Below are 25660 nucleotides of genomic sequence, written 5' to 3' on the forward strand. Positions count from 1 at the left end.
CTGGCGCTCGTGGTTTAGTTTTATTTGCTAAGGGTTACTTTTTGTGTCTCTGCATTGTAATCCACTTGGTAGCCCAGCTGTTCACCTAAAAAACGGGCCGGCAGATAGGTCCTGCCATCCTTCATCAGTAGGGGTTGGCCTAGTTCTTCTTTTACACCATTAACCCAAACTTCTCTTTCACCAGGAGAAAAAATCATCTCCTCCGTTTGCCCCGTAACGACTACCTTCTCATTTTCATACCGCACTGCCAATTTAAGTAATCCACAGGTATCTCTAAGGGGAACAACAAAGGCTCCTTGATTTAATGTGTTTTCAGCAGAAAGTGTTTTGGCATTCATGCCCAACAACACTTTTGGTTCATTTAAAACAAAGGTCATTTCTCCCGGTACAAAACTGTCTATTTCTTTTTCAATTAATTCTAGCGCAAAAATTAGTGGTTCATCCATATTCTCATCATCTGGAATATCTTCTACCAAATAGTCTGGACTAAGCCCAACACCATGAATCGGAGTATCTAAGGGGCCCTTAAACTCGGCCGTCGTCATTTTCAAAACATCATTATTGGGTAACGTAAAGATGGTTTGCATCACGCCCTTACCATAGGTTGGTTCTCCTACAAATTTTGCTTGCTCATTATCTACTAGGGCCGCGATAACAAGTTCAGATGCAGAAGCCGTCCCAGCATCGCCAAGAACAACTACGGGAACGCCTACACCAGGACTGGTGCTGCGGTATTGGTGGATTAGTTCATCTTGTTTATATATCTTGGTCAGTGTGGATTCCTTATCCAAAATTGTTGAGGCCATGGATAAACCAGAGGTTAACCGTCCACCAGTATTATCCCTAAGATCCAAAACAATTCCTTCCAGACCCGGATTGGATTCACGCATCTCTCCTAGCATTCTCATAAACCAAGCACCTACATCCACACCAAAGGTATTCACTTTAATATAGGCCACGCCATCTTCAGACAGCTCAGCGATCTTGCCACTCATGTCAATAATTGCTCGTTCCATGACAAAAATTATCGTTTCATCTTCGCCCTCACGCTTCATCTCAATCACTACATTGCTACCAGGATTACCCCGAAGGAGAGGAACCAGTTCATTTAAAGCCAATGACTGTACGTCTTGTCCGTCCACAGAAACAAACATATCGCCTACTTGAATGCCGGCAACTTCTGCTGGAGTTCCTGACAAGACACCATTTACAATGTTCCCTGTCTCTGTCGTGGCTAAGGAAACCCCTAAACCACCAAAGGTTCCTTCGACAATTCTATCAAAGTTTTCATATTCTTCTCTGGTTAAATACTCGCTATACTTATCCAAAGACAAAAGAATATCTTCCAAGTCAGCTTTTTCTAGATCTACTCCATCTAAATTCAAATAATACTCATTTTCTACAATAGTTCGAATTGCCTCTTCTGTTTCTTGGTCAATCTCTGCCGCCAAAGCTGGCAGGGTACTACCAAAGAGCATAAAAACACTTAAAACTAGCGTAATCATTTTTTTGTTCGTGCTTTTCATTTTTTATCCTTTCTTACAATCAATCGAATGCCGCTCGCAAGCCAGGTCATGCTCCATGCAATGAGTAGGCAAAACAGCGGTACCATCGGAAACAGATAGCGGGGTTGTCCTTCAAATACAAAGAAGGTGGCAGAAAAGGTCAGCCAAATAAGCCAAATACTGGCTTGTCCTTTCAGGGCATCTCGTCGCCAGAACAGATTTGCCAGGGCCATCAACATATAGAAAACTAGTCCCCCTAATAATAATTTGTGGGCTATATCACTTACCTGATAGACCCAACCACGGTTTTCAAGGGGTCCTCCACTAGAGGTGTAGTCCACGGCAAATTGCACATCTGCAGCATTTTTGTAAACATGGTAGGTTTTTTGCAAACCTAGCTTGGCAAATTTTTGGGGATTGTTGAGAATCCAACGTTTTCCTTCTGCCCCTGCCAGTTCGTCCACCTTGATTTCATCCCAAAAACCTGTTTCCTCATTCTTCATACCGGCAATCGGGCTACCGGGAATTTTGAAGGGATCCTGCCAGTGTCCTTCCGCATAATCATTGTTATTCAAATACAAGGTAATACCACCGTTACTGGAAATGGGAATCACTTTATTGAATACCTGGTAGTTTCGTATGCTCCACGGCAAGATTGCCAGCAACATTACCAAAGCAATCATCACACTCCAACCCAATGAGCCAAACAAGGCCTCCCAAAATCCGGACTGTTTTCGTTCTCTGCCTGGATTTTCATATACTCCAATGGTCTTATGTTTTATACCTTCAATCTGCTTTTGGTAGTTGGCTTCAATCTGCGTTTCTTTTTTATCTTCATGCCTACGTTGAATAAGAAGCATTGGAAATCCCAACATAAAGAACAGCATCATAAATGGCTTAATATAGGCAAGTACTGCCCCGCAAAGACCTAGTAGCAGGGGTTTACTCATCTTTCTAGTTTCTTTAGAAAAAAGTAGGAGGGTTAGTAAAAGAAAATAGGTAAACAGAATTTCTGTTGAAATCACACTTGTGTAGACGATTTGTCTCGGCGAAAGTGCCAACAAAATTGCCGCAAGCAAGCCTGTTTCTGCACGAAAATATCGCTTCCCTAATAAATATACCAAAAATACACTGTCTACACTAAGGAAAACATTCAGTATCTTGGGAGCCAACAAGTTTTCGCCAAATACTCGGTAGATGAGACTCAAATAGAAGGAAAAGCCAACTGGTTCAAAAGCAGTATAATGACCAAACAGCTTATATCCCTGCCCACTTGCAAGAGATACTGCTCCCAAGTGATATTTCAAGAAATCAAATACGGGAACGGTATCGCAGTAGAAAATCCATGCCAAGCGCAAAGCACTTGCAATAATTAATATGAAACCTAAGATAATATATTCATGCTTTATCGATTTTTCCATGGCACCGACTTTCTAAGTCTCATTCGAATCCGAAATAAATCGATGAACATATCGATTGAATCACGTATCGCACTCACTTTTGTTTCTTCAGAATTGATCCAAACAATGGGTACTTCCTGCACTGTATAGCCCAATTGTTCCGCCAAAAACAATACTTCTACATCAAAGCCAAAACGGTTTATTACCGCTTTTGGAAAAATATCTTCAACTGCTTCTTTTGAGAACAACTTAAATCCACACTGGGTATCGCGCATTTTAGTATGAAAAAGAAGCCTCACCAATAGATTGAAGGTTCTGCCCATAAAAACCCGGTAAAAGGCCTGGGCTACTTGAACATCTGAGCCTTCGATGCTTCTTGAGCCGATGCTTACGTCTGCTCCCTTAATACTGTTGTCGAGGAGCTTGTCTAATTCTTCAATGGGTGTGGACAGGTCGCTATCGGAAAACAACCGGTAACGTCCCTTAGCGTGTAGCATCCCGTTTCGAACTGAAAATCCTTTTCCCTTATTTTCCGGGTTGCGCACGAGTCTAATTCTTGCATCCTTTTTTACCCATCCCTTAACCAAATCTACAGTTTTATCCGTACTGCCATCATCGACTACGATGATTTCTGCCTGCCAGTCCTTGCCATCCAGATAGGCTATTATTTGGGTCAATGTCGGCCCCAAACGATTTTCTTCGTTATAGGCCGGAAGGATGATACTCATATATATTTCTTCACTCATGATTGTCGTCCTTTCCATCCGAAAAAACCATCTTCTCAAACACGAGAAATCGGCTCAGTATATAGTTCACTATGATGACGATTACATTCATCAACACTTGACCCCAAAACTCATCGACCTGTGCTTTTTCCACAAGCAAAACTAGACCGATGTAATTTACCAAGAAGGCAAATGCTCTGGCTAAAAAAAATAGGAACATTTCTTTTTTAAAATTGCCCCTACTAGCAAATACATATTTACGATTGAATGCGAAAGCAAATAAAATAGACAGTGCTACCGCAATGCTGACCGCAATTCGGTAATCTACACCCAAAACCAAAAGCGCCTTATAAACAATCAAGTTCAACAAGGTGGTGAGTCCACCAATAACCAAATAGCTGCTATAATGAATCCATTTTTTCATATGTCACTCTTTCTTATGCTTTAGATAGTCTTCTAATTCTTCCAATTCTTCTAAGCCAATGGCTGTCGTGCCTAATTTACCTTTTTTGATTGCTGCTCCTAGACAAGCCATCTTACAGCTCTTCTCTAGATCGGAACCTCCAACTAAAAACGCACCCAATACCGCCATGATTGTCGCTCCAGCTCCTGTAATATCTACCAGGTTATCGCACATGTTTTCGTATCTATGCATGCGGTAGTTGGCATCTAAAAGCAACAGGCCAAATTCAGAGCGGTCCACTAACACATTTTCCACTTTTAGAAGTGATTTCATTTTTTGCATGGCGATCTCAGCATCTTTCAGGCTTACAATCTGCATGCCTGCCCATTTGCCTAAATCATTCATGTCTGGCTTAATGAGATAGGCTCCATAGTAAGGCTGGGGGTTGCTTGCTCGCAAACTACAAAGTACCTTTTTATCTTTTCTCTTGCAGAGTCGAACTAAATAGGAAGCCATCTTGCTACTTAGAAATCCCTTACCATAATCTGCTAGAATGACCAGATCTACCTTCTTAAGTCTTGCTTCTATTTGCAATAAAATTTCCTGTTCCACCTCAGAGTTCATGCTATCTAGGCATTCTCTATCCATACGGAATACTTGAACCTGATTGCCAGCCACAATTCTTGTTTTTGTGCTAGTTGGTCTTTTTTCATCTTTGACGAGTAGGTCTAAGTTAATGCCTTTTTCCTGCATAATACCTTGAAGCTTCATTCCTTGGTCGTCTGTACCCACAATACTACAAAGCATCACTTCATTCTTCAAGCTAGCGACATTTGCAGCTATATTTGCTGCTCCACCTAGGTGGTATTCTTCATACTGGTATTCCACAATGGGTATGGGCGCTTCTTTGCTTACACGCTCCATTTTGCCATACACATAATGGTCCGCCATCGAATCTCCCACCACCAAAATGCTTTTATTTCCTTGACCTTCGTCCATATGGATACCTCCTAAATATATAACATTATTATATCATGCTTTGAACTGGATGTGACATAAAGTGCCATATTATGAGGAGCTAATGAGTAAAGAAAACCGCATATTTTGGTTCTCGCCTTTGAGTCATATTATATTATATGTAAACAAATAAAAGAAAGCCCAAGGAACGAATTAACGTTCCTTGGGCCAATCTTCATTTTATTCGCCTAACAATCTAGGCTACCTTATTTTTTACCACCTATAAGATAGTAACAGTTACGGCAGCATAGGAGTGGCAGGTGCGTAGAAATATAAACCTGAAACATCCATCAAGTCATCTAAGATATCTTGGTCAACAACAGCCAATACTACAATTTTATAGTCATCATCAAGAACTACAATAACGTAGTCTGAAGTGTTCAAGTCATCAGCACTGATCACTTCACCACCGTCAGTCAAGTCAATGATCAAGGCATCAATATCTCCATCGTCCAATAGGAAGTCGTAGTTTTCGTTGTTCACGTTACGTGCATCCCACTCGCCGATATCAATGGTGTTGTCAGAGTTTACAGCGCCTGAAGGCAATTGGCCATAAACATACTCAGTAACTATGGTCAAGCTATCAACATCATCACCAGACATGTCATATTCGAAAATGGCATTTTCTAGGCTAGAGCTTACCAACACGTCTTCGTTGTATACATAGGAAGCAACGCCGCTTTCAGTAATCAACTCAACGTAGTAGTCGCTACCAGATTTCCAAGAATCAAGGAATCCAGCATAGATACCGTCTGTTACAGTTAGAGCGTCAGTCAGTACTACGTAGTCAATGTCGCCATCATCTACAACAGTGTAACCAATCGATCCAGTACCGAAGTCAGCATCTGCTACATCGCTCCAGTCAGTCATCATCCAATCATCTGAATCTGACTCTGAAATGTCAAAGAATAAGGTTCCAGAAACTACTTTGTCTTCATCAATTCTTGAATAATCATCATCAATATCACTAGCGGAAATAAGTCCTTGAGAGAACATATCGATGCTGTCGATTTCTCCATCATCATTCAATGAGAATTCTACAATGTCACCTTTTGAAACAGAGTTATCGTATATGTCAGATACTATGCCATCTAATGAACCTTCAAAATTAATTTCAACATCACCGTCTTCAATGTAATAAGTAGCGATTTCGCCAGTTGCAAGGAAGAGTTCGATTCTGTATTCGTCTTCAAATCCGCCAAATGCTGCTTCGATTTCGCCAGTTGCTACACCAACATCAGAAGCACTGCTTGAGCCATCAATATCTCCGGAAATAGCATATACATTACCAAATCCATCAAGCATAAGAGCTACATCTTCATCTGAGAAGTCTTCAAACAGGGTAAGAACGTCTTCAGAAGTACCATCACTGAATTCAGCACCGTTGTCTTCTGAGTAGAACCAAACATTAGCACCTAAGTCATAGGTAGTTCCGTTAACTTTTACATCGTCAGAACTGAAGCGAGTCATTTCACCTTCAACCATGTCTCTTACAACATAGATTGCGATGTCTTGGTCGATGTCGCTATCACTGTTGTTGTCAACTTCGTTCCAGTAAACAACATCCCACTCTTCAATGTCTTCTAATGAGTCAACACCGTAAACAACTACTCTGTCATCGTCAGTATTAACGAGTAAGGAGCCATCATCTGCGCCGTCTTTTTCCATCAGTTCAGCAAATTCATCATCGAAGTCAACTTCGTCAATCAACATGCTTGCCATATAGTCATAATCAGTAACGTCGATAAGAGTAACATTGTCATCATCACCAAATGCGATTCTAACGTTGTCAAAGCCATCTGCTAATGGTCCCGGCACGTAATCAAGGCTGTAGCTTATGATTTCATCGTTTACGATAAGTACAGCGCCTTCTGCGTCATATTCATCGTCATCGTCATCAAATACCAATTCATCCAAAGCGTCAAATGAGTCAATGTTCAACATTTCTACGTCTGCCATATCATCAACAGCTACGATAGTGTCGTCATCAACATAGAAGTCACACATTACACCAATATAATCTCTTACATTGAAACCTACAGCTACAGTGTCAATATCGCTGTCGTTAGTAGAGATTTCTCTGTCTTCAATGTCAAGGCTGCTACCAAGAACTACGAAAGCATCGTCGATAATTACATCTTCAATTACTTCAAAGCCAAGTCCATCAAGAAGAGTATCATCATCCTCATTGAATTCACTATCATCAGAGTTCCATGATACTGTGTTCAAATCCAAAGCGGCACTAGCGAATACGAAAATGTCACCTCTCAAAGCAGCTGCGCCGCTAGTGAAGGTTACATCGTCCGTAATGTCAAGAGCTGAAGCTTTAACGATGTAGTTCAAAGGCCATGCGCCTGGAAGGTCGCCTTTGCCATAGCCTAATACGTTAAGAATCATTGTGATTGCTTCACCATAGGTTACGTCAGCATTCGGTCTAAAGCTTCCATCTGGATATCCAGATATCCAGTTTTGAGTTTGCGCTAGGTTGATGTAACCAGTGTACCATACGCTAGTTTTAACATCTGAGAAGGTAGAAGGTACATCCTTTAGGATGTCTGCTGCACTGCCCATACCTGAAAGCTCAGCTAAAATTACACACATTTCTGCTCTTGTAATGGTTTGGTCTGTACCGAGGCTACCATCTTCGTAACCATCGATAATTCCCAATCCCAACAATCTGTTAGCTGCATCATCAGCTTTATCAGAAAGTGCAAAAGCGGGAGTTACTGCTGCGAACAAAAAGATCAGAGCAATAACAACGGAAAGAATCTTGTTAGATTTTTTCATTAAATTTGTTTCCTCCTTGGATTTTTTAGTTGGCTACTTGGCTAACCAAACTATTTAATACTACATCTAAAAATACCATATTAAACAATACATTGTCTACTAAAATATCCTCTCCTTTTAATCAAGATTTACCTTTTAGGTTCACAACCTTCATGCATCCATCCACATCCTAGGACACACATTCGATTTTGTGAACAGATCCAGATATAGTGGTACCAATTAAATCGCCAAATAAAAGAAAGCCCAAGGAACGAATTAACGTTCCCTGGGCTTCACCTTTTCTAAAGGAGCCAATAATCTAGGCTTTTCCCTCTATTATTTTCTACCACTCAATAGGAGCGTAGAAATCTAAACCTGAAACATCCATCAAATCATCTAAGATATCTTGATCAACAACAGCCAATACTACAACTTTGTCGTTACTATCAAGAACTACGATAACGTAGTCTGAAGTGTTCAAGTCATCAGCACTGATAACTTCGCCGCCGTCAGTCAAGTCAATGATCAAGGCGTCGATATCTCCATCATCCAATAGGAAGTCGAAGTTTACGTTGTCAATGTTACGTGCATCCCACTCGCCGATATCAAGCGTATTATCAGAGTTTACAGCGCCTGAAGGCAATTGACCATAAATATACTCAGTAACAATGGTCAAGCTATCAACATCATCACCAGACATGTCATATTCGAAAATGGCATTTTCTAGGCTAGAGCTTACCAACTCATCTTCGTTGTATACATAGGAAGCAACGCCGCTTTCAGTAATCAACTCAACGTAGTAGTCGCTACCAGATTTCCAAGAATCAAGGAATCCAGCATAGATACCGTCAGATACAGTTACAGCGTCAGTAAGTACTACGTAGTCAATGTCGCCATCATCTACAACAGTGTAACCAATCGTTCCAGAATTGAAGTCAGCGTCTTTTACATCGCTCCAGTCAGTCATCATCCAATCATCTGAATCTGACTCTGAAATGTCAAAGAACAAGGTTCCTGAAACTACTTTGTCTCCATCGATTCTTGAGTAGTCATCATCAATATCACTAGCTTCAATAGATCCTTGAGAGAACAAATCAACGCTATCGATTTCACCATCATCATTCAATGAGAATTCTACGATGTCACCTTTTATAATGTCTACATTAGTGTATGCATCTGCAACCTCAGCGCCATCAACATCAACTTCGTCATCTTCGAAGTAGTAAGTAGCGGTTTCGCCAGTTGCAAGGAATAACTCGATTCTGTACTCATCTTCAAATCCGCCAAATGCAGCTTCGATTTCGCCAGTTGCTACACCAACGTCAGAAGCAGTACTTGAGCCATCAATGTCTCCGGAAATAGCATATACATCACCATATCCATCAAGCATAAGAGCTACATCTTCATCTGAGAAGTCTTCAAACAGGGTAAGAACGTCTTCAGAAGTACCATCACTGAATTCAGCACCGTTGTCTTCTGAGTAGAACCAAACATAAGCACCTAAGTCATAGGTAGTTCCGTTAACTCTTACATCGTCAGAACTAAAGCGAGTCATTTCACCTTCAACCATGTCTCTTACAACATAGATTGCGATGTCTTGGTCGATGTCGCTATCACTGTTGTTGTCAACTTCGTTCCAGTAAGCAACGTCCCACTCTTCAATGTCTTCCAATGAGTCAACACCGTAAACGATTACTCTGTCATCGTCAGTATTAACGAGTAAGGAGCCATCATCTGCGCCATCTTTTTCCATCAGTTCAGCAAATTCATCATCGAAGTCAACTTCGTCAATCAACATGCTTGCCATAGCGTCATAATCAACAACGTCGATAAGAGTAACATTGTCATCATCGCCAAATGCGATTCTAACATTGTCATAGCCATCAGCTAACATTGAAGGAACGGAATCAAGATCATTATCAACAATTACATCATTTATGATCAGTACAGCGCCTTCTGCGTCGTATTCATCATTGTCATCATCAAATACCAATTCATCGATATCATCAAATGAGTCAATATCCAACATTTCTACATCTGCCATATCATCAACAGCTACGATGGTGTCATCGTCTACATAGAAGTCACACATTACACCAATGTAATCTCTTACATTGAAGCCTACAGCTACAGTGTCAATATCGCTGTCGTTAGTAGAGATTTCTCTGTCTTCAATGTCAAGGTTGCTACCAAGAGCTACGAAAGCATCGTCGATAATTACATCTTCAATTACTTCAAAGCCAAGTCCATCAAGAAGAGTATCATCATCTTCATTGAATTCACTATCATCAGAGTTCCATGATACTGTGTTCAAATCCAAAGCGGCACTAGCGAATACGAAAATGTCGCCTCTCAATGCAGGTGCTTTGCTAGTGAAGGTTACATCGTCCGTAATGTCAAGAGCAGAAGCTTTAACGATGTAGTTCAAAGGCCATGCGCCTGGAAGTTCGCCTTTACCATAACCTAATACGTTAAGAATCATTGTGATTGCTTCGCCGTAAGTTACTTGAGCATTCGGTTTGAATGTTCCATCAGGATAACCAGAGATCCAGTTTTGAGTTTGAGCTAGGTTGATGTAACCAGTGTACCATACGCTAGTTTTAACATCTGGGAAAGTAGAAGGTACATCCATTAGGATGTCTGCTGCACTACCCATGCCTGAAAGCTCAGCTAAAATTACACACATTTCTGCTCTTGTAATGGTTTGGTCTGTACCGAGGCTACCATCTTCGTAACCATCGATAATTCCCAATCCCAACAATCTGTTAGCTGCATCATCAGCTTTATCAGAAAGTGCAAAAGCGGGAGTTACTGCTGCGAACAAAAAGATCAGAGCAATAACAACGGAAAGAATCTTGTTAGATTTTTTCATTTGATTTGTTTCCTCCTTGGATTTTTTTTAGCCTGCCGAATGGCAGAACTATTCCATTTGATATTATATCTAAAAAGGCCATTCAAAACAATATATTTAGCGAAATAGATTGTTTGAATAACTCCTTTCGATAATCTTCATAGTGAACTACGTGTATCTCTTCTGTTTTCTTGCAAAAAAGTTGAAGATTTTTTAAAATAATTCAATTTTCTACCAATTATTCCGTTTTCCTTGACATCAGGATTTCTTGATAGCCCTTTTTTGTCTCTTCACCGCCAACATGAATCGCGGCAAAACCATAAGCCGTTTAAATCTAGACGGTTGAATCAAGGCTCTATATAGCCACTCCAACCTAAGCTTTTGAAAAAATTCAGGTGCTCTTTTTAATTCCCCAGAAATCACATCTAAAGAACCACCCACTCCCACAGCCACCAGCGAAGGCAGCTCTTTTAGAGAAGACTCAATCCAGTATTCCTGCCTAGGAGCACCAAGAGCGACAAACAGGAGATCCGGTTCTTTCTTTTGAATATCTTGTAGTAGTTTTCCTTGTTCGTCCTCTTTGATATAACCATGCGTTGAGCCCACAATATTGATCCCTGGATACGTTTCGCGAATATTTTTAATCGCCCTTTCAAGAATTTCAGGTTTAGAACCATAGAAATAAATCTTATACCCTTTTTTAGGAGACTGCTTTAACAGATTATTTAAAAGGTCAATACCAGTTACCCGCTCCTTGCAAGGTGTGCCCAATTGTTCAGAAGCCCATACTATCCCGGTGCCATCCGGGGTCACCAAATCACAACCATTGATGGTCTCCATTAACCTCGAATCATGCAAGGCCTGGTATAATATTTCTGCATTTAGGGTATTTACTTGCATACGTTCCTTACTAGCAATCGCTTGTCCTATGCGAGACACGGTCTCATCCATTGAAAGATTGTCGATGCCTACCCCCAATATTTCGATCTTGCTCATATTTCGTTTGTCTCCCCTTACTTCACCAACTCTAGCATTGCTTCTATATATGAGTATTAAATCCTCTAATTTAGATGGAATGAACTAGCCAAACTGCTCTTTTGTACATTTTGATATTCCTAAATCGTTATTTTGGTAAAAAAGCCGCGATTACTCGCAGCTTTACACTTCCATCGTCTCGTTACTCAGCAATCGTTTCATCCACTTCCTCAGGATCTTCATCTTGAACATCCGTACCCTGGAAATTCTCCACCAAATCAAGTGCTTTTTCTTCATCTGCTATGATGTACCAGAGCCCATCGATTTTCTTAGATTCTCCAGGAATGGTTGCCACCTCTATGCTATCCACATCCAAATCCATCATCGAGGTTGCAATGTAGAGAAGCTGGGTTGCACTAAGGTCAGTCACCGTCATGTCATTGGCCGCACCAACTAACTTGGTCGCCGTCCACAGGTTCTTGGTGTTCAGGGCTTTTTTGGCCAATTCCTTTAGAAACTGTTGCTGTCTAGCAATCCGTACAAGGTCTCCCCCATCGGAGCGGTAACGCACAAACTGCAGAGCCTTATCTCCATCTAAAGTTTGTACACCTGGATATAGGTCAATTCCCTCACCTGGGTAATACATACGTGATGGAACTTCCAATTCAATACCACCTAGGGCATCCACCACATCTTTAAATCCTTCAAAGTCCACTTCGACATAATACTCCACGTCTGTTCCCAAAAAACCATTAATGGTCTCCATCACCAGATCCGCGCCTCCGTAAGCGTGGGAATGGGTAAACTTTTCATATCCGTAACCAGGTATGTTTACTCGTGTGTCTCGGGGAATGGAAAGCAATTTCACTGAAGGCTCATTCATATCAAGAAAAGCCAACATCATCGTATCCGATCTAGACCCAGGCGCTGCCGCCCGATAATCCACACCTAGCACCAACAAGGTAAGCTTATTATCCTTAAACAGATAATCTGGTTGATCCGGGGAAACCCCTGGTTCTTCACCAGGTTCTTCAACGCCCGGCTCATTGCGTCCGATCAATCCAATTTCCTTGGCTATTTGGTAGCCTGAAATCCCTACAATTAAAATAGTCACCGCCACAATCATGGCGGCAATGCCATATACTCTTTTTCCTTTACTTCTTTTCATAATAATCCTTTCAGGGATACTGATGGTACCAGTGCAAGCACTTCCCCATTTCGACGACAGGAGATGGGAATAGTTCCCATCTCCTGCAAATAATATTTTTTTATATAATGCAATTAAACTATTTTTCTTCTAATATACTCTTCTTGCTTTGGCATCTGCTCCGAAAGTATCTACCATATCAAGTGCTTTACCCGTTCCGATGGCTACACAACTTATGGTATCTTCCGCTACGAAAAACGGAACATTCATTTCTTGGGTTAAACGTACGTCTAAGCCCCTCAACAATGAGCCTCCACCAGTCATAATAATACTCTTATCTAGAATATCTGCCACCAATTCCGGTGGTGTTTTTTCAAAGACCTCTTTGACTGCTGTAATGATAGATTGCACTGAATCCTCCAGCGCCCTATATATCATTTGAGAATCCACTTCAATAATCTTGGGTAATCCCGTCACCAAGTCCCGGCCACGTACTTCTGCTACGGTAACTTCCTCATCGCTAGGCATGTAGGCTGAGCCTACTGCAATCTTCAAGGCTTCTGCCGTACTTTCACCAATTAAAAGATTATGCTCTCTTCGCGTATAACGAACAATCGCCTCATCAAAGCGATCTCCTCCTATTCGCAAGGAGGTAGAATAAACGGTTCCACCCATGGAAAGCACCGCAATATCTGTGGTTCCACCACCGATGTCTACCACCATATTGCCTTCCGGTTTGGTAATATCAATACCAGCTCCAATGGCCGCAGCTAACGGTTCTTCTATTAGATAGGCTTCCCTAGCACCAGCCTGTAAGGCTGCATCCTTGACTGCACGTTCTTCTACACCAGTCACTCCAGATGGAATACAGACCATCACTTTATGCTTAAAAAAACGTCTACGCCCACAAGCCTTTTGTAGAAAATGGCGAAGCATACGCTCCGTCATATCAAAGTCTGCAATCACACCTTCACGAAGCGGACGTATGGTCACGATATTCTCCGGTGTACGGCCTAACATTCTTCTAGCCTCTTTACCGATTGCCACAATTTCATTGGTTCTTTTGTCTAACGCTACTACCGATGGTTCTTGCAAGACAATACCTTTGTCTTTGATATATACTAGCACCGTTGCCGTTCCCAAGTCGATTCCAATGTTTTGTCCAAAATTAAAGAGCATGTTTTACCCCCCTAGGCAATGCGTTCCGCACCGGACTCATCGTCCTTTTCTACAATACGGATATCCGCTCCCACGCTGCTAAGTTTTTCAACAAGGCCGTCATAACCTCTTTTTATATGCTTGATTTCCTTGATTTCTGTAACACCTTCGGCCATCAACCCTGCAATAACTAAAGCCGCACCAGCTCGTAAATCTGTAGCCTTCACTACTGCGCCGGTAATTCTCTCTGCCGGTTGAACCACAGCCGTATGGCCTTCAGTCGTAATATTGGCTCCCATCTTTTTCAGTTCGTCTACGTGCATAAAGCGATTCTCAAACACCGTCTCAGAAATAACACTGGTGCCCTCTGCTCTCATTAGAAGAGCCATCATTTGCGCCTGCATATCCGTTGGAAAACCCGGATAAGGCATCGTCTTAATATCCACAGCCTTCAAAAGACCATCCGATTTAATCCTTACGCCATCTGCCTCTTCTTCAACGATTACACCGGCTTCACGTAGTTTGGCTACTACTGGCTTGAGGTGGTCAATAATGACGTTTTCAATCAGCACTTCGCCACCAGCCGCTGCAGCCGCTGCCATGTAGGTTCCAGCTTCTATTCTGTCTGGGATGACAACATGGTTACAACCCTTCAATTCGGATACACCTGTAATCTTAATAATGTTGGTGCCAGCACCAGATACCCTAGCTCCCATGTTGTTCAGGAAGTTGGCCAGATCAACAATCTCCGGTTCTTCCGCCACGTTCTCAAGAATAGTTTGTCCTTGGGCCAAAGCACCCGCCATCATTAGGTTTTCTGTAGCTCCAACACTAGGGAAGTCAAGATAGATTCTTGCACCCACTAGCTTATCTGCATAAGCCGAAATAGAACCGTGTTCCATCACGATTTCTGCACCCAAAGCCGCAAATCCCTTCAAATGAAGGTCAACTGGTCTAGAACCAATGGCACAACCACCTGGAAGTAGCATTTTGGCTTTACCATAACGCGCAAGAAGCGGCCCCATCAAGAGAAAACTGGCCCTCATTTCGCCTGCGTTCTCACTAGTCGCTTCCGTAGTATTTACCAAATTGGTATTAATATTCAACTGTTTATTTCGTCTCTCAACCACAGCACCAATCGATGTCAGCATGCTACATATTGTATTCACGTCCGCCAAATAAGGCACTTCGTGAATCTGCGAACTACCTTTTGCCAATATGGTTGCTGCTATAATTGGAAGCACAGCATTCTTTGCTCCCTCGATACTGATCTTACCGTTGAGTCTTTTTCCACCTTGAATTATAATTCTCTCCAAAGCACCCTCCACACTCTTCCTAAAACTATATGCTAGCCGGCTATACCGGTGAATATCTAGATAAAACTAATACTTAATTAGTATATAACAAAAACGCTTTATCATCTACGTTAAAATCCTATAAAGCCCTACTTTTCTAGCCTTAATATGCAAGCTATGTTACCACGATTTTATTAACTTGACAAATATTTAATCCACACATTCGTATCTGTAACAAAATAACCTATTCTTTACCAGATATTAGCACAATACCAGTCAAGCCACAAAAAGGCCGGTGCCTTTCGGCATCGGCCACAATCCTTTTCTCTATGCTCTTTTTTTATTCAGCCAAGTGCGTCCAATATCTATATGATTTGCTACAGTCGTAGGCGCTGGGCCTCCAGTAAGCACTCGTTTCTCTACGCACTCATAGATGTCTATCACTTCATAGATATCTTCCTCAAAGGCAGGTGAATAATTACGGTATTCTTCGATACTCAAGTCTTCTAAGACTCTACCTTCCTCAATGCATTTGTAAACCAACTGACCCACAATGCCATGCGCCTCACGGAACGGTACATTCTTTTTAGCAAGGTAATCGGCTACATCCGTAGCATTGGTGAAACCGCCTTTGGCTCCTTGAGCCATATTGTCCTTCTTAACTTTCATGGTCCCCAACATCGGTGTAAGCGTTAAAAGAGATTTTTTGACTGTATCCACAGTGTCAAAAAGTGCTTCCTTATCTTCTTGCATATCCTTGTTGTAGGCTAACGGTAGTGATTTTAGCATGGAGAGAGAACCCATCAAGTTACCATACACTCTACCCGTTTTACCTCGAATTAACTCCGCCACATCCGGATTCTTTTTTTGAGGCATAATGGATGATCCGGTAGAGTAGGCATCGTCTAGCACGACAAAGGAAAACTCATCGCTAGCCCATAGAATGATTTCCTCACAAAGTCTAGAGAAATGCATCATCAAAATACTGGATGCAGATTCAAACTCAAGCAGATAGTCCCGATCTGATACTCCATCCAACGAGTTTAGGGTGATTTCTGCAAAATCTAGCTCTTCCCGTACCATATCTCGGTTTAGCGGAAAAGTTGTACCTGCCAGAGCACCCGAACCGAGTGGCATCACATCGGCCCGCTTCAAGGTGTCAGAAAAACGTCCATAGTCGCGTCTAAACATCTCAAAATATGCCATCAGATGATGGGCCAGGGTAATCGGCTGAGCCTTCTGCAGATGGGTGTATCCAGGCATGACGGTTTCCAAATTTTCTTCTGCAATATTCAGGATGGTTTTCTCCAAATCTAACAGAAGGTGCAAAATACTCTTAAGCTCCTCTTTAATGAACAACTTACCATCCAAGGCCACTTGATCGTTCCGGCTACGGCCAGTATGCAGCTTCTTGCCTACATTACCAACCTTCTCTGTCAGCAAAGTCTCCACATTCATGTGAATATCCTCTGCCCCAATCTCAAATTCTATCTTGCCTTCCTCAATCTCATGCATCAGCTCTTTCAAACCGGCAACCAGCACTTTTGCCTCTTCTTGTTCAATCACTCCCGTTTCACCTAGCATATGTGCATGCGCGATGGATCCCCGAATGTCCTGGGCGTAAAGTCTTGCATCAAAGGAAATAGAAGAATGGAAATCTTCCACCAACCGGTCCGTCTCCTTCTGAAAACGGCCTCCCCATAGTTTAGACATATCATACCTCCTTGGCACAAAAAGCCCCTAAGGGGCTTTTTGTTATACTCATATTCTCAATTATACTATTCTACTACTTTTGGAATTCCTTGTTTTTCTTATCTAGAATAGCTTGTACCTTAAGAGGCAGACCGAAGAGGTTGATAAACCCTTCAGAATCCTTCTGATTGTATACCTCATCTTCATTGAAGGTAGCAAGCTCTTCACTGTAGAGAGAAAACGGTGACTTGGTTCCTGCTACGGTGCAGTTGCCCTTGTAAAGCTTGATGCGAACCGTTCCCGTTACACGTTTTTGTGTCTCATCTACAAAAGATTGCAATGCTATTCTTAAATTAGAATACCATTTTCCAAAGTAAACCAACTCCGCATAGCGCGCAGACACCAATTCCTTGTAGTGCATCGTGTCACGGTCTAAGCAAATGTATTCTAACTCTTGGTGTGCTGTATAAAGAATGCGGCCACCTGGATTCTCATAAACGCCACGAGATTTCATGCCCACCAAACGATTTTCTACGATATCGTCTATGCCAACACCATTGGCAGCACCCAGCTCATTTAGCTTAGTAAGTAGGTCCAAACCTGACATCTTCTCACCATCAATAGCAACCGGATTACCCTTTTCAAAATCGATGGTAATGTAGGTAGGTTTGTCTGGTGCTTTCTCTGGGGTAGTACAGATATGGTATAGGTCATCCTTCGGTTCATTCCAAGGATCTTCCAAATCCATTCCTTCGTGAGATAAATGCCAGATATTTCTATCCATAGAGTAATTGTTTTCCTTGGTTACTGGAACAGGAATATTTCTTTCCTTAGCATACTCGATGGCTTCATCTCTAGACTTAATATCCCAAATACGCCATGGCGCAATAATCTTTAGGTCTGGGTTAAGAGCCTTGATAGTCAACTCAAAACGCACTTGGTCATTGCCTTTTCCGGTGCAGCCATGGCAAATCGCCTCAGCGCCTTCTTGCTCAGCAATCTCCACCAAACGTTTTGCGATGACGGGTCTAGCAGTAGCCGTGCCCAAAAGGTATTTATGCTCATATACTGCTCCAGCTCGTAGCGTGGGCCAGATAAAGTCTTCAACATATTCTTCACGCAAATCTTCAATATAAATTTTGCTTGCTCCCGTTGCGATGGCTTTTTCTTTCAATCCTGACAGCTCTTTTCCCTGTCCTACATCACCAGCAACGGCAATCACTTCATAACCATAGTTTTCTTTGAGCCAAGAGATAATGATGGATGTATCCAATCCACCAGAATAGGCAAGTACAACTTTTTTCATTACTTTCTCCTTCTTTTTTCTTTGAATATTTCTCAACTTGCTTCCGCTACCTATAGTCTACAGACTTCTTAGCAGATGGCAAGAGTTTTCTACATTAGCGCTGCTAGAACTGCTTTCTGAGCATGCATGCGATTTTCTGCTTCATCAAAAATCACCGAATGAGGACCCTCTAGAACTGAATCAGTCACTTCTTCGCCACGGTGAGCAGGCAAGCAATGCATCACGATAACATCTTTAGCTGCCTTTTTCAATAATTCATCATTGATTTGGTAACTAGAAAGTGCCGCCATTCGCTCTTTTGCTTCTTCCTCTTGTCCCATGGAAGCCCATACGTCTGCATACATTACATCCGCATCTTTGGATGCCAGTTCAATATCCGGGGTAATCAAAACACTACCTCCGGTTTTTTCGGCCACTTCCTTAGCCTGGTTTACAAAAGTTTCTTCCGGGCTATAACCAGATGGGGAGGCTATAACTACATCCATGCCCATCTTAGCTCCACCTACCATCAAGGAATGGGCCATATTATTGCCATCGCCGATATAGGTCATCTTCACACCCTTCAAATTCATACCCTTATGCTCGCGAATGGTCATTAGATCTGCCATTACTTGGCAAGGGTGCAGGCTGTCCGTTAGACCATTGATTACTGGTATATCAGCGAACTGGGCCAACTCTTCCACATCAGAATGTTTGTAGGTACGAATCATAATGCCATCGATAAATCTAGAAAGCACACGTGCCGTATCTTTAATCGGTTCTCCACGGCCCATCTGTAAATCATTGGCCGATAAAAACATCGGGTATCCACCCAGTTGCACCATACCGGCTTCAAAAGAAACACGAGTACGTGTTGAACTTTTCTGAAAAATCATTCCTAGGGTTTTTCCTTCTAATAGCTTATGGGGTTTTCCTTCTTTATGCATCTTCTTTAGCCAGTCACCTAAATCCAGCAGATACCCTAGTTCCTCTGGAGTGTAGTCATATAGCGCTAGAAAGTCACGGCCATTCAAGGCACTTGCAAAATCAGTTATACTCATTATCTTCCTCCTACTCTTATATTCGGGAGAGCACATCAGCTAGTTTCTGCATACCCTCGTCAATCTCTTGCTTCGTTATATTCAGTGCCGGCAAAAACCGTAGTGCTGTCGTGCCTGCCGTTGCCAATAGCAAGCCTTCCTGAAAGCAAGCCTGCATGACAGGTTTGGCATCCTGTCCCAGTTCAATCGCCAGCATCAATCCTTTTCCACGCACACCCTTAATAAAGGAATATTCATCCACCAGCTTGTTCAATTGGTCTCTAAAATAGTCTGCTGTTGCATTCATCTGTTCCATAAATCCGTCTTCTAGGATGGTTTGCATGACCGCCAGTCCAGCTGCACTAGCTAGTGGGTTTCCTCCGAATGTCGATCCATGATCTCCAGGAGACATGGACTTCGCTACCTCATCCTTTGCTAGAAAAGCCCCAATGGGAACTCCACCACCTAACGCTTTGGCCAAGGTCATAATATCTACTTCAATACCCAGATTCTGGTGGCCAAACAAGCTGCCTGTTCTTCCAAGCCCTGTTTGCACCTCGTCAGCAATAAGTAAAATATCCTTTTTCTTACAGTAATCGGCTATTTCACAAGCCACCTGCTTATCTAGCGGAAATACACCGCCTTCTCCTTGAATCGGTTCAAAAATGACGGCACATACGCTATCATCCACCTTCTTTTTAAATGCAGCTACATCATTTAAGGGAACGTAGTCGAATCCTTCAATCAAGGGTAGAAAATCTTTATGAAAATGGTCTTGACCGGTAGCAGTAAGTGTCGCTATGGTCCGACCATGAAACGATTTTTCCATTGTAAGAATCTTATGCCGTCCTTCGCCATATTTTTGAGCTGAATACTTACGAGCCAGCTTGATGGCACCTTCATTGGCCTCGGCTCCAGAATTACAAAAAAACACTTTGTCCAGACAACTATTCTGACATAGAAGAGCAGCCAACTGATTTTGCGGTTCTATCCAATAATAGTTTGAGCAGTGTAGCAGCGTCTCGGCCTGTTTTGTTATGGCTTTCGTAAGTACCGGGTTGGCATGTCCCAACAGGGTTACAGCGATCCCCCCTAAAAAATCTATATACTCTTTTCCATCAGCATCATACAACTTAGAACCCTGGCCCCGTACCATTGCTGCAGGAAATCGGCCGTAGGTATTCATCACATATTGTTCACCCATTTGTTTAATACTTTGGTTGCTCATTTTCTCCCCCTATTTCACGATCATGGTTCCAATACCAGAGGTGGTAAAGATTTCCAACAAAATGGAATGTGGTATACGTCCATCAATAATATGTACTCTTCCTACTCCATTTTCAATCGCTTCAACACAACATTCCACTTTGGGAATCATCCCGCCATTGATAACGCCTTCTTCTATCAAAGAGTCTACTTCGTTCACATTGAGTGAAGAATAAAATTTCTTTTCATCTCCACGATCGTCATAAATACCTTCTGTATCCGTTAAAAGAACAAACTTATCTGCAGATAGTGCCTCCGCAACTTTACCAGCTACGTAATCTGCATTAATATTGTAGGTCTCATTTTCTTTGCTGATGCCAATGGGCGCAATGACCGGAACGTAGCCCTGTGCAATAATCTCACGGATGACAGAAGCCTTAATCGATTCCACTTCGCCTACAAAGCCAAGATCAATTTCGCTTTGGTTTCCATCCATATCTTTTTCATAATATTTTTTCTTTTTGGCCGTAATCAAGCCACCATCTTTACCAGAAAGCCCCATGGCCCTGCCGCCGTTTTGTTGGATTCCTGAAACAATTTCCTTATTTACCTTGCCGACAAGAACCATTTCCACGATTTCCATCACTTCTTCATCTGTTACCCGTAGGCCATTGATGAATTTACTTACTTTGTTAACCCTCTTAAGCATCGTGTTGATTTCAGGACCGCCACCATGTATCACCACAGGATTCATCCCCACATATTTCATCAATACGATATCCTGCATTACAGCATCTTTGAGTTCCTTATTAATCATGGCGTTACCGCCGTATTTAATAACCACAGTCTTTCCGTGGAATTTCTTAATATAGGGTAAGGCTTCCACCAAGATGGCGGCCTTTTCTTTGGCTTTATACATTTCTTCTCCATTCCGCCTCATACTTATCAGCGTATGTATCTCGAAAAACTCAAGTAGATAGTCTACCACTTTTTTCAAGCGTTTCCCAAAACACTTCCAGTTTATTTGCCTTAACTTCTGTAGTCAGCATTGATGCGAACATAATCATACGAAAAATCACAACACCAAGCAGTTGCCTGCGCCTTTCCTTCTCGCAAAGAAACATTAAAAATTATCTCTTTCTCCTTCAAAATAGAAGATGCCTCTTGCTCAGAAAAATCGATACCAGCTCCATTTTTCGCCACCATAATTTCTCCAGCAACAGAAGCCATTGAAATATCTACACCATATGGGTCAAACTGAACGCCACTATATCCAGCTGCACACAGCACCCGACCCCAGTTGGCATCTTCCCCAAAGACTGCGGTTTTGACTAAGTTGGATCCACAAATGCTTTTGGCAATCGTTCTTGCATCTGTCTCGGTTGCAGCACCACTAACCTCAACTGTCACCAATTTGGTAGCTCCTTCCCCATCCTTTGCTATGGACACAGCAAGATAACGGCATACCTGATAGAGCGCTTGATAAAAATCCGCATACGCTGGGTCTGATTCTGATCGAATAATCTGATTATCTGCCATGCCATTGGCTAGGCAGAATAAACTATCATTGGTAGACGTATCCCCGTCTACAGTTATCATGTTGAATGTCTTATCGGCTACTTCTTTCAACATTTTTTGCAAACATCCTGCTTCAATATTAGCATCTGTCGTCACAAAGCCCAGCATAGTTGCCATATTGGGATGAATCATACCCGAGCCTTTGCTCATCCCACCAAGAGTTACTTGTTTTCCATCTATCGTCAATTGCAGGGCAATCTCTTTTTTCATGGTATCAGTAGTCATGATAGCTTGTGCAGCATCACTACCGCCCTCATCGCTTAGACCGGCAACCGCTTTCTTGATTCCCACTTCAATTTTTTCCATAGGAAGCTGATAGCCTATTACCCCAGTAGACGAAACCATCACCAATTTGGAATCGATCCCTAGCTCGCGTCCTGCCAGTTCTGCCGTTTTAACGGCATTTTTATATCCTTCTTCACCAGTACAAGCATTGGCATTGCCTGCATTCACCACCACAGCTTGGGCCCTACCTGACGTAAGCATTTCCCGGCCATACAGTACTGGTGCTGCAGCCACAACGTTCTTGGTAAAAACCGCAGCCAGGCTACATGGACAATCTGAATAAACTATGGCCATATCTGTTTTTACCTTTTTTAATCCGCAATGTACGCCAGATGCTTTAAAGCCAATCGGGCTGGTTACGCTGCCGGAAGGAATACTATTACATTCTATATTCTCTACATTATCTTTCATTTTACACCCTCTTTTCTAGGGGAACATGGGCGCCATCGTTAGCCCCATGGTCTCTTCTAAACCAAATAATAGGTTCATGTTTTGGACAGCTTGTCCTGATGCACCTTTAACCAAGTTGTCTATTGCCGAAACTACAATTACTCTTCCTGTCCTGTCATCCTTCTGAATCTGGATGTGGCATTGGTTAGAGCCATATACCCATTTAGTATTGGGAAAGGTTCCCTCGCGTAGCACTTGTACAAAAGGTTCCGACTGATAGCTTTCACGATAGGCTTCTTGCAATTTTTCCTGACTGATATCTTCTGCCAAATTGGCCACCATGGTACTCAAGATTCCTCTGGTCATAGTCACCAAATGTGGTGTGAAATTGACCATTACATCCTGCCCTGCTACTTTGCTCAGCTGTTCCTCAATTTCAGGTGTATGCCTGTGCGTTGCGATACCATAAGCCTTAATTGAATCATTCACCTCGCAGAAATGTGAACCAAGCGCCAATTTACGCCCTGAACCTGAGGTACCTGACTTGGAATCAATGATGACGCTCTTAGGATCAATCCACCCACGTCTTAGTATCGGTGATAGACCCAAGATCACACTAGTGGGATAGCAACCAGGGTTACCCACGATCTTCGTTCCGGGTATGTCTTTCCGATTAATCTCTGGCAAACAATAGCGAGCCTTTCCCAAGATATCTTCTCCGGTATGCTCTACTTTATACCACTTCTCGTATACATCTTTTTCCCTAAAGCGAAAGTCCGCTCCCAAATCAATAACGGGTTTCCCCTGTAATAGCCCTTCACGAGCAACCGGGACAGCATGGCCGTGTGGCAATGCAAGGAAAACTACATCTGCTTTATCAAAAATTTTCTTAGGGTCTCCCGTTTCTAGCACGTCTTCCATTATGCCGGTTTTGTCTGGATATATATGATGAAACGCTTCACCTGCATGACTATGTGATGACATACCCACAATCTTTGCCTCTGGATGAGCACTCAATATTCTAACTAATTCAACACCGGTATAACCAGTGGCTCCAATAATTCCTACCTTAATCATACTGTTCCTCCATTCTGAACATTTATAATTATACATTCATATGTATAATAATACAATATCTTTTTTATACTTTTTTTGATTTCTATATCTCGACAATTAGAGCCTTCCATTTCAATACTTCTTAGCCCTTAATCACTAGTTCTACGCTTTCTTGCGAGTCTTTTTATTTTTAAAGCAACGTTACCCTATAAATGGAAAGACATGGTTATTCAACTATATTCGCGTCGAATAGCCATGCCTTTCGTTAACACTTTTGGCACTTGCGTACCAAAGTCAATTTTAAACTATGCTCGGTAAACTCCAAGGAGTAGTCATCTGTCATCATGCCAACCAATGACAACTCATTTTCATCATCAATCTCACCTGCCAACTGCCAATAGTATTCTGCCACTTCATCTTGCCGATGCACGTTTAAGTATTCTTCAATACGACTCACTTGTTCGTCAGTAACGTCGATGTTAAACGCCTCAATTTCCACTATAAAGCCGTCCTCTTCATGAGTTACGCTCATGCAGGTCTTGTCACTTTTGTGCAACAGGCAAAAAGTCAGTACCTCGTCGGCAATCTTTGATACCTTTTTGATATCGTGTTTCATTTTACAAAGACTCCCCTTTCTTGAATGCATCAAATATTGGAATCAGCACCGCTGCAACTAAACCTCCGGAAAAGCCATTGTTAAATAAGTTGATTCCCCCATGTAAAGCACCAATATTCATAACCACCAAAAGATGAATAAAACCTGCGACTACGCCTGCTAGCATCCCATAGCTGCCTGCAATGGGAGCCAAGGTAGTTCCGAACAAAGCAGATATGACAATAGCTGTGGAAGAAATCTCCCAAATGCTCGTTGCCGCCGCCAAGTATACGCCCAACATGATGGGCAAGGCGTTCATAGGATGCTTTCCAAAAGCAGAAAAACCGATTACCGTGAATACTCCCGCCATAACAGGTCCATTGAAAGTACCATCCATAATCAAAACCACAAGCATTGAAAGGACACCCATAATACTCATATTGATAAAAGTAGGACCATAACCATCTAGTTGTGTAAAATCGGTAACCAGACGTCCCGACCGTTTCGTCAAATTTCTAATACCATCAATTTTCCAGTCATTATAGCTTAACCCCAAATAGAGTAGTCCTAGGCACACAACCAAACAAATCAGCATCAGTTCTCCAGAATATCCATTGGAAGCCAAACTTGCAGGAACCATTTCAATGCCATACGCATTCATAAAACCCACCAATATGGTTCCAACTAAACCTGCCGTAAAACCAATGTTGTAAATATTGTAACCAGCATGTACTCGTAAAAGATATGCAGATAATGGTGGCATGATGAAACCAATCAAAATCCCAGCCATTATGCCAATTGACAATCCCTGGGTAAACGTGAGCCCCGAATTAAACGCTAATTGGCTAACTACAGGTGAAATTCCTGTGCCCAACATAGACATAAGAATTACATTTTTAAAGGGTATCTCTTGGTAGCGAGTATATATATAGGCACCCAAATAAAGAGGTAAAATATTGAATAAATTGATACCCATAAAACAAAAGCCCATAACAGTAAAAAAGGTAGCCAATAGAGAACCATTGATTTGTATGTTCTGTCTAGAGATAATCCATAGATTGAAAGTAGATACTAGCCCAGCGTTGACTAGGGTTGCACCAATCCCCCCTACTACAATATAATCTGTTAATAACAAATCCGAGGTAAAAACAATTTTTTTAAGTCCTTCTAGCAGTCCTCCTACAGAGGTCTGCCCTAAACCGACAATCATCAAAAGCAATGGCAAAAATGCCATCAATCTCAAAATCTTAATCCGGTCCCTCTCCATGATCAAACGACTGTTTCTCATCGG

20 protein-coding genes are annotated in these 25660 nt (G+C 42.1%); all 20 read right to left on the reverse strand.

Annotation, left to right across the window (positions count from 1 at the left end; translation table 11 throughout):
* Positions 1-20: 20 nt before the first annotated feature.
* The 20 genes from JR334_08555 to JR334_08650 all read right to left on the reverse strand — a co-directional run bounded on the left by JR334_08555 (position 21) and on the right by JR334_08650 (position 25657).
* Complete coding sequence (locus JR334_08555; protein ID QRN85018.1) at positions 21-1526, reverse strand: PDZ domain-containing protein; 1506 nt, start codon at positions 1524-1526, stop codon at positions 21-23.
* Positions 1523-2926, reverse strand: coding sequence for a glycosyltransferase family 39 protein (locus JR334_08560; protein QRN85019.1), 1404 nt, complete (start codon positions 2924-2926; stop codon positions 1523-1525). The genes JR334_08555 and JR334_08560 overlap by 4 nt, the downstream gene beginning before the upstream one ends.
* Positions 2911-3651: a glycosyltransferase family 2 protein gene (locus JR334_08565; GenBank protein QRN85020.1), complete on the reverse strand. Its 741-nt coding sequence runs from the start codon at positions 3649-3651 to the stop codon at positions 2911-2913. The genes JR334_08560 and JR334_08565 overlap by 16 nt, the downstream gene beginning before the upstream one ends.
* The gene (locus JR334_08570; GenBank protein QRN85021.1) at positions 3644-4054 is read right to left on the reverse strand and encodes a GtrA family protein; all 411 of its coding nucleotides are present in this window, start codon (positions 4052-4054) and stop codon (positions 3644-3646) included. The genes JR334_08565 and JR334_08570 overlap by 8 nt, the downstream gene beginning before the upstream one ends.
* A gap of 3 nt (positions 4055-4057) precedes the next feature.
* Positions 4058-5032, reverse strand: coding sequence for a hypothetical protein (locus tag JR334_08575; GenBank protein QRN85022.1), 975 nt, complete (start codon positions 5030-5032; stop codon positions 4058-4060).
* A 255-nt stretch (positions 5033-5287) separates the two neighbouring features.
* Positions 5288-7837 (reverse strand): S-layer homology domain-containing protein, encoded by a 2550-nt coding sequence (locus JR334_08580; protein QRN85023.1) that lies wholly within the window; start codon positions 7835-7837, stop codon positions 5288-5290.
* A 322-nt stretch (positions 7838-8159) separates the two neighbouring features.
* On the reverse strand, positions 8160-10688 hold the full coding sequence (locus JR334_08585; protein QRN85024.1) for an S-layer homology domain-containing protein: 2529 nt from the start codon (positions 10686-10688) through the stop codon (positions 8160-8162).
* Positions 10689-10925: 237 nt separating this feature from the next.
* The gene (locus JR334_08590) at positions 10926-11663 is read right to left on the reverse strand and encodes a WecB/TagA/CpsF family glycosyltransferase (protein QRN85025.1); all 738 of its coding nucleotides are present in this window, start codon (positions 11661-11663) and stop codon (positions 10926-10928) included.
* A 181-nt stretch (positions 11664-11844) separates the two neighbouring features.
* On the reverse strand, positions 11845-12810 hold the full coding sequence (locus tag JR334_08595; protein QRN85026.1) for an LCP family protein: 966 nt from the start codon (positions 12808-12810) through the stop codon (positions 11845-11847).
* A 129-nt stretch (positions 12811-12939) separates the two neighbouring features.
* A complete protein-coding gene (gene mreB, locus JR334_08600; protein ID QRN85027.1) occupies positions 12940-13968 on the reverse strand; it encodes a rod shape-determining protein MreB in 1029 nt (342 codons plus the stop codon).
* An 11-nt stretch (positions 13969-13979) separates the two neighbouring features.
* On the reverse strand, positions 13980-15263 hold the full coding sequence (murA, locus tag JR334_08605) for a UDP-N-acetylglucosamine 1-carboxyvinyltransferase (GenBank protein QRN85028.1): 1284 nt from the start codon (positions 15261-15263) through the stop codon (positions 13980-13982).
* Positions 15264-15569: 306 nt separating this feature from the next.
* Complete coding sequence (gene argH / locus JR334_08610; GenBank protein QRN85029.1) at positions 15570-16955, reverse strand: argininosuccinate lyase; 1386 nt, start codon at positions 16953-16955, stop codon at positions 15570-15572.
* Between the two features lie 73 nt (positions 16956-17028).
* Positions 17029-18240 (reverse strand): argininosuccinate synthase, encoded by a 1212-nt coding sequence (locus JR334_08615; GenBank protein QRN85030.1) that lies wholly within the window; start codon positions 18238-18240, stop codon positions 17029-17031.
* A gap of 89 nt (positions 18241-18329) precedes the next feature.
* Positions 18330-19280 carry an ornithine carbamoyltransferase gene (argF, locus tag JR334_08620; GenBank protein QRN85031.1) on the reverse strand — a complete coding sequence of 317 codons (951 nt, stop codon included), beginning with the start codon at positions 19278-19280 and terminating at the stop codon, positions 18330-18332.
* 16 nt (positions 19281-19296) lie between these two features.
* Positions 19297-20487: an aspartate aminotransferase family protein gene (locus JR334_08625; GenBank protein ID QRN85032.1), complete on the reverse strand. Its 1191-nt coding sequence runs from the start codon at positions 20485-20487 to the stop codon at positions 19297-19299.
* 9 nt (positions 20488-20496) lie between these two features.
* Entirely contained in the window at positions 20497-21384 is an 888-nt protein-coding gene (gene argB / locus JR334_08630) for an acetylglutamate kinase (protein ID QRN85033.1), read from the reverse strand.
* Between the two features lie 110 nt (positions 21385-21494).
* Complete coding sequence (gene argJ, locus JR334_08635; protein QRN85034.1) at positions 21495-22739, reverse strand: bifunctional glutamate N-acetyltransferase/amino-acid acetyltransferase ArgJ; 1245 nt, start codon at positions 22737-22739, stop codon at positions 21495-21497.
* Between the two features lie 15 nt (positions 22740-22754).
* The gene (locus JR334_08640) at positions 22755-23795 is read right to left on the reverse strand and encodes an N-acetyl-gamma-glutamyl-phosphate reductase (GenBank protein QRN85035.1); all 1041 of its coding nucleotides are present in this window, start codon (positions 23793-23795) and stop codon (positions 22755-22757) included.
* 244 nt (positions 23796-24039) lie between these two features.
* Positions 24040-24390 (reverse strand): hypothetical protein, encoded by a 351-nt coding sequence (locus JR334_08645; GenBank protein ID QRN85036.1) that lies wholly within the window; start codon positions 24388-24390, stop codon positions 24040-24042.
* Between the two features lies 1 nt (position 24391).
* The gene (locus JR334_08650; protein ID QRN85037.1) at positions 24392-25657 is read right to left on the reverse strand and encodes a DUF1576 domain-containing protein; all 1266 of its coding nucleotides are present in this window, start codon (positions 25655-25657) and stop codon (positions 24392-24394) included.
* Between the last annotated feature and the right edge of the window lie 3 nt (positions 25658-25660).

The organism is Clostridia bacterium (assembly GCA_016887505.1).
Classification (GTDB): domain Bacteria; phylum Bacillota; class TC1; order TC1; family UBA5767; genus UBA5767.

Coding starts and splice junctions, on each gene's coding strand:
- JR334_08580 (QRN85023.1), bottom strand. CDS start 7,837: ATGAAAAAATCTAACAAGATTCTTTCCGTTGTTATTGCTCTGATCTTT.
- argH (QRN85029.1), bottom strand. CDS start 16,955: ATGTCTAAACTATGGGGAGGCCGTTTTCAGAAGGAGACGGACCGGTTG.
- argB (QRN85033.1), bottom strand. CDS start 21,384: ATGTATAAAGCCAAAGAAAAGGCCGCCATCTTGGTGGAAGCCTTACCC.
- JR334_08590 (QRN85025.1), bottom strand. CDS start 11,663: ATGAGCAAGATCGAAATATTGGGGGTAGGCATCGACAATCTTTCAATG.
- JR334_08565 (QRN85020.1), bottom strand. CDS start 3,651: ATGAGTGAAGAAATATATATGAGTATCATCCTTCCGGCCTATAACGAA.
- argJ (QRN85034.1), bottom strand. CDS start 22,739: ATGAAAGATAATGTAGAGAATATAGAATGTAATAGTATTCCTTCCGGC.
- JR334_08625 (QRN85032.1), bottom strand. CDS start 20,487: ATGAGCAACCAAAGTATTAAACAAATGGGTGAACAATATGTGATGAAT.
- mreB (QRN85027.1), bottom strand. CDS start 13,968: ATGCTCTTTAATTTTGGACAAAACATTGGAATCGACTTGGGAACGGCA.
- argF (QRN85031.1), bottom strand. CDS start 19,280: ATGAGTATAACTGATTTTGCAAGTGCCTTGAATGGCCGTGACTTTCTA.
- JR334_08560 (QRN85019.1), bottom strand. CDS start 2,926: ATGGAAAAATCGATAAAGCATGAATATATTATCTTAGGTTTCATATTA.
- JR334_08585 (QRN85024.1), bottom strand. CDS start 10,688: ATGAAAAAATCTAACAAGATTCTTTCCGTTGTTATTGCTCTGATCTTT.
- JR334_08615 (QRN85030.1), bottom strand. CDS start 18,240: ATGAAAAAAGTTGTACTTGCCTATTCTGGTGGATTGGATACATCCATC.
- JR334_08640 (QRN85035.1), bottom strand. CDS start 23,795: ATGATTAAGGTAGGAATTATTGGAGCCACTGGTTATACCGGTGTTGAA.
- JR334_08555 (QRN85018.1), bottom strand. CDS start 1,526: ATGAAAAGCACGAACAAAAAAATGATTACGCTAGTTTTAAGTGTTTTT.
- JR334_08650 (QRN85037.1), bottom strand. CDS start 25,657: ATGAGAAACAGTCGTTTGATCATGGAGAGGGACCGGATTAAGATTTTG.
- JR334_08570 (QRN85021.1), bottom strand. CDS start 4,054: ATGAAAAAATGGATTCATTATAGCAGCTATTTGGTTATTGGTGGACTC.
- JR334_08595 (QRN85026.1), bottom strand. CDS start 12,810: ATGAAAAGAAGTAAAGGAAAAAGAGTATATGGCATTGCCGCCATGATT.
- JR334_08575 (QRN85022.1), bottom strand. CDS start 5,032: ATGGACGAAGGTCAAGGAAATAAAAGCATTTTGGTGGTGGGAGATTCG.
- JR334_08645 (QRN85036.1), bottom strand. CDS start 24,390: ATGAAACACGATATCAAAAAGGTATCAAAGATTGCCGACGAGGTACTG.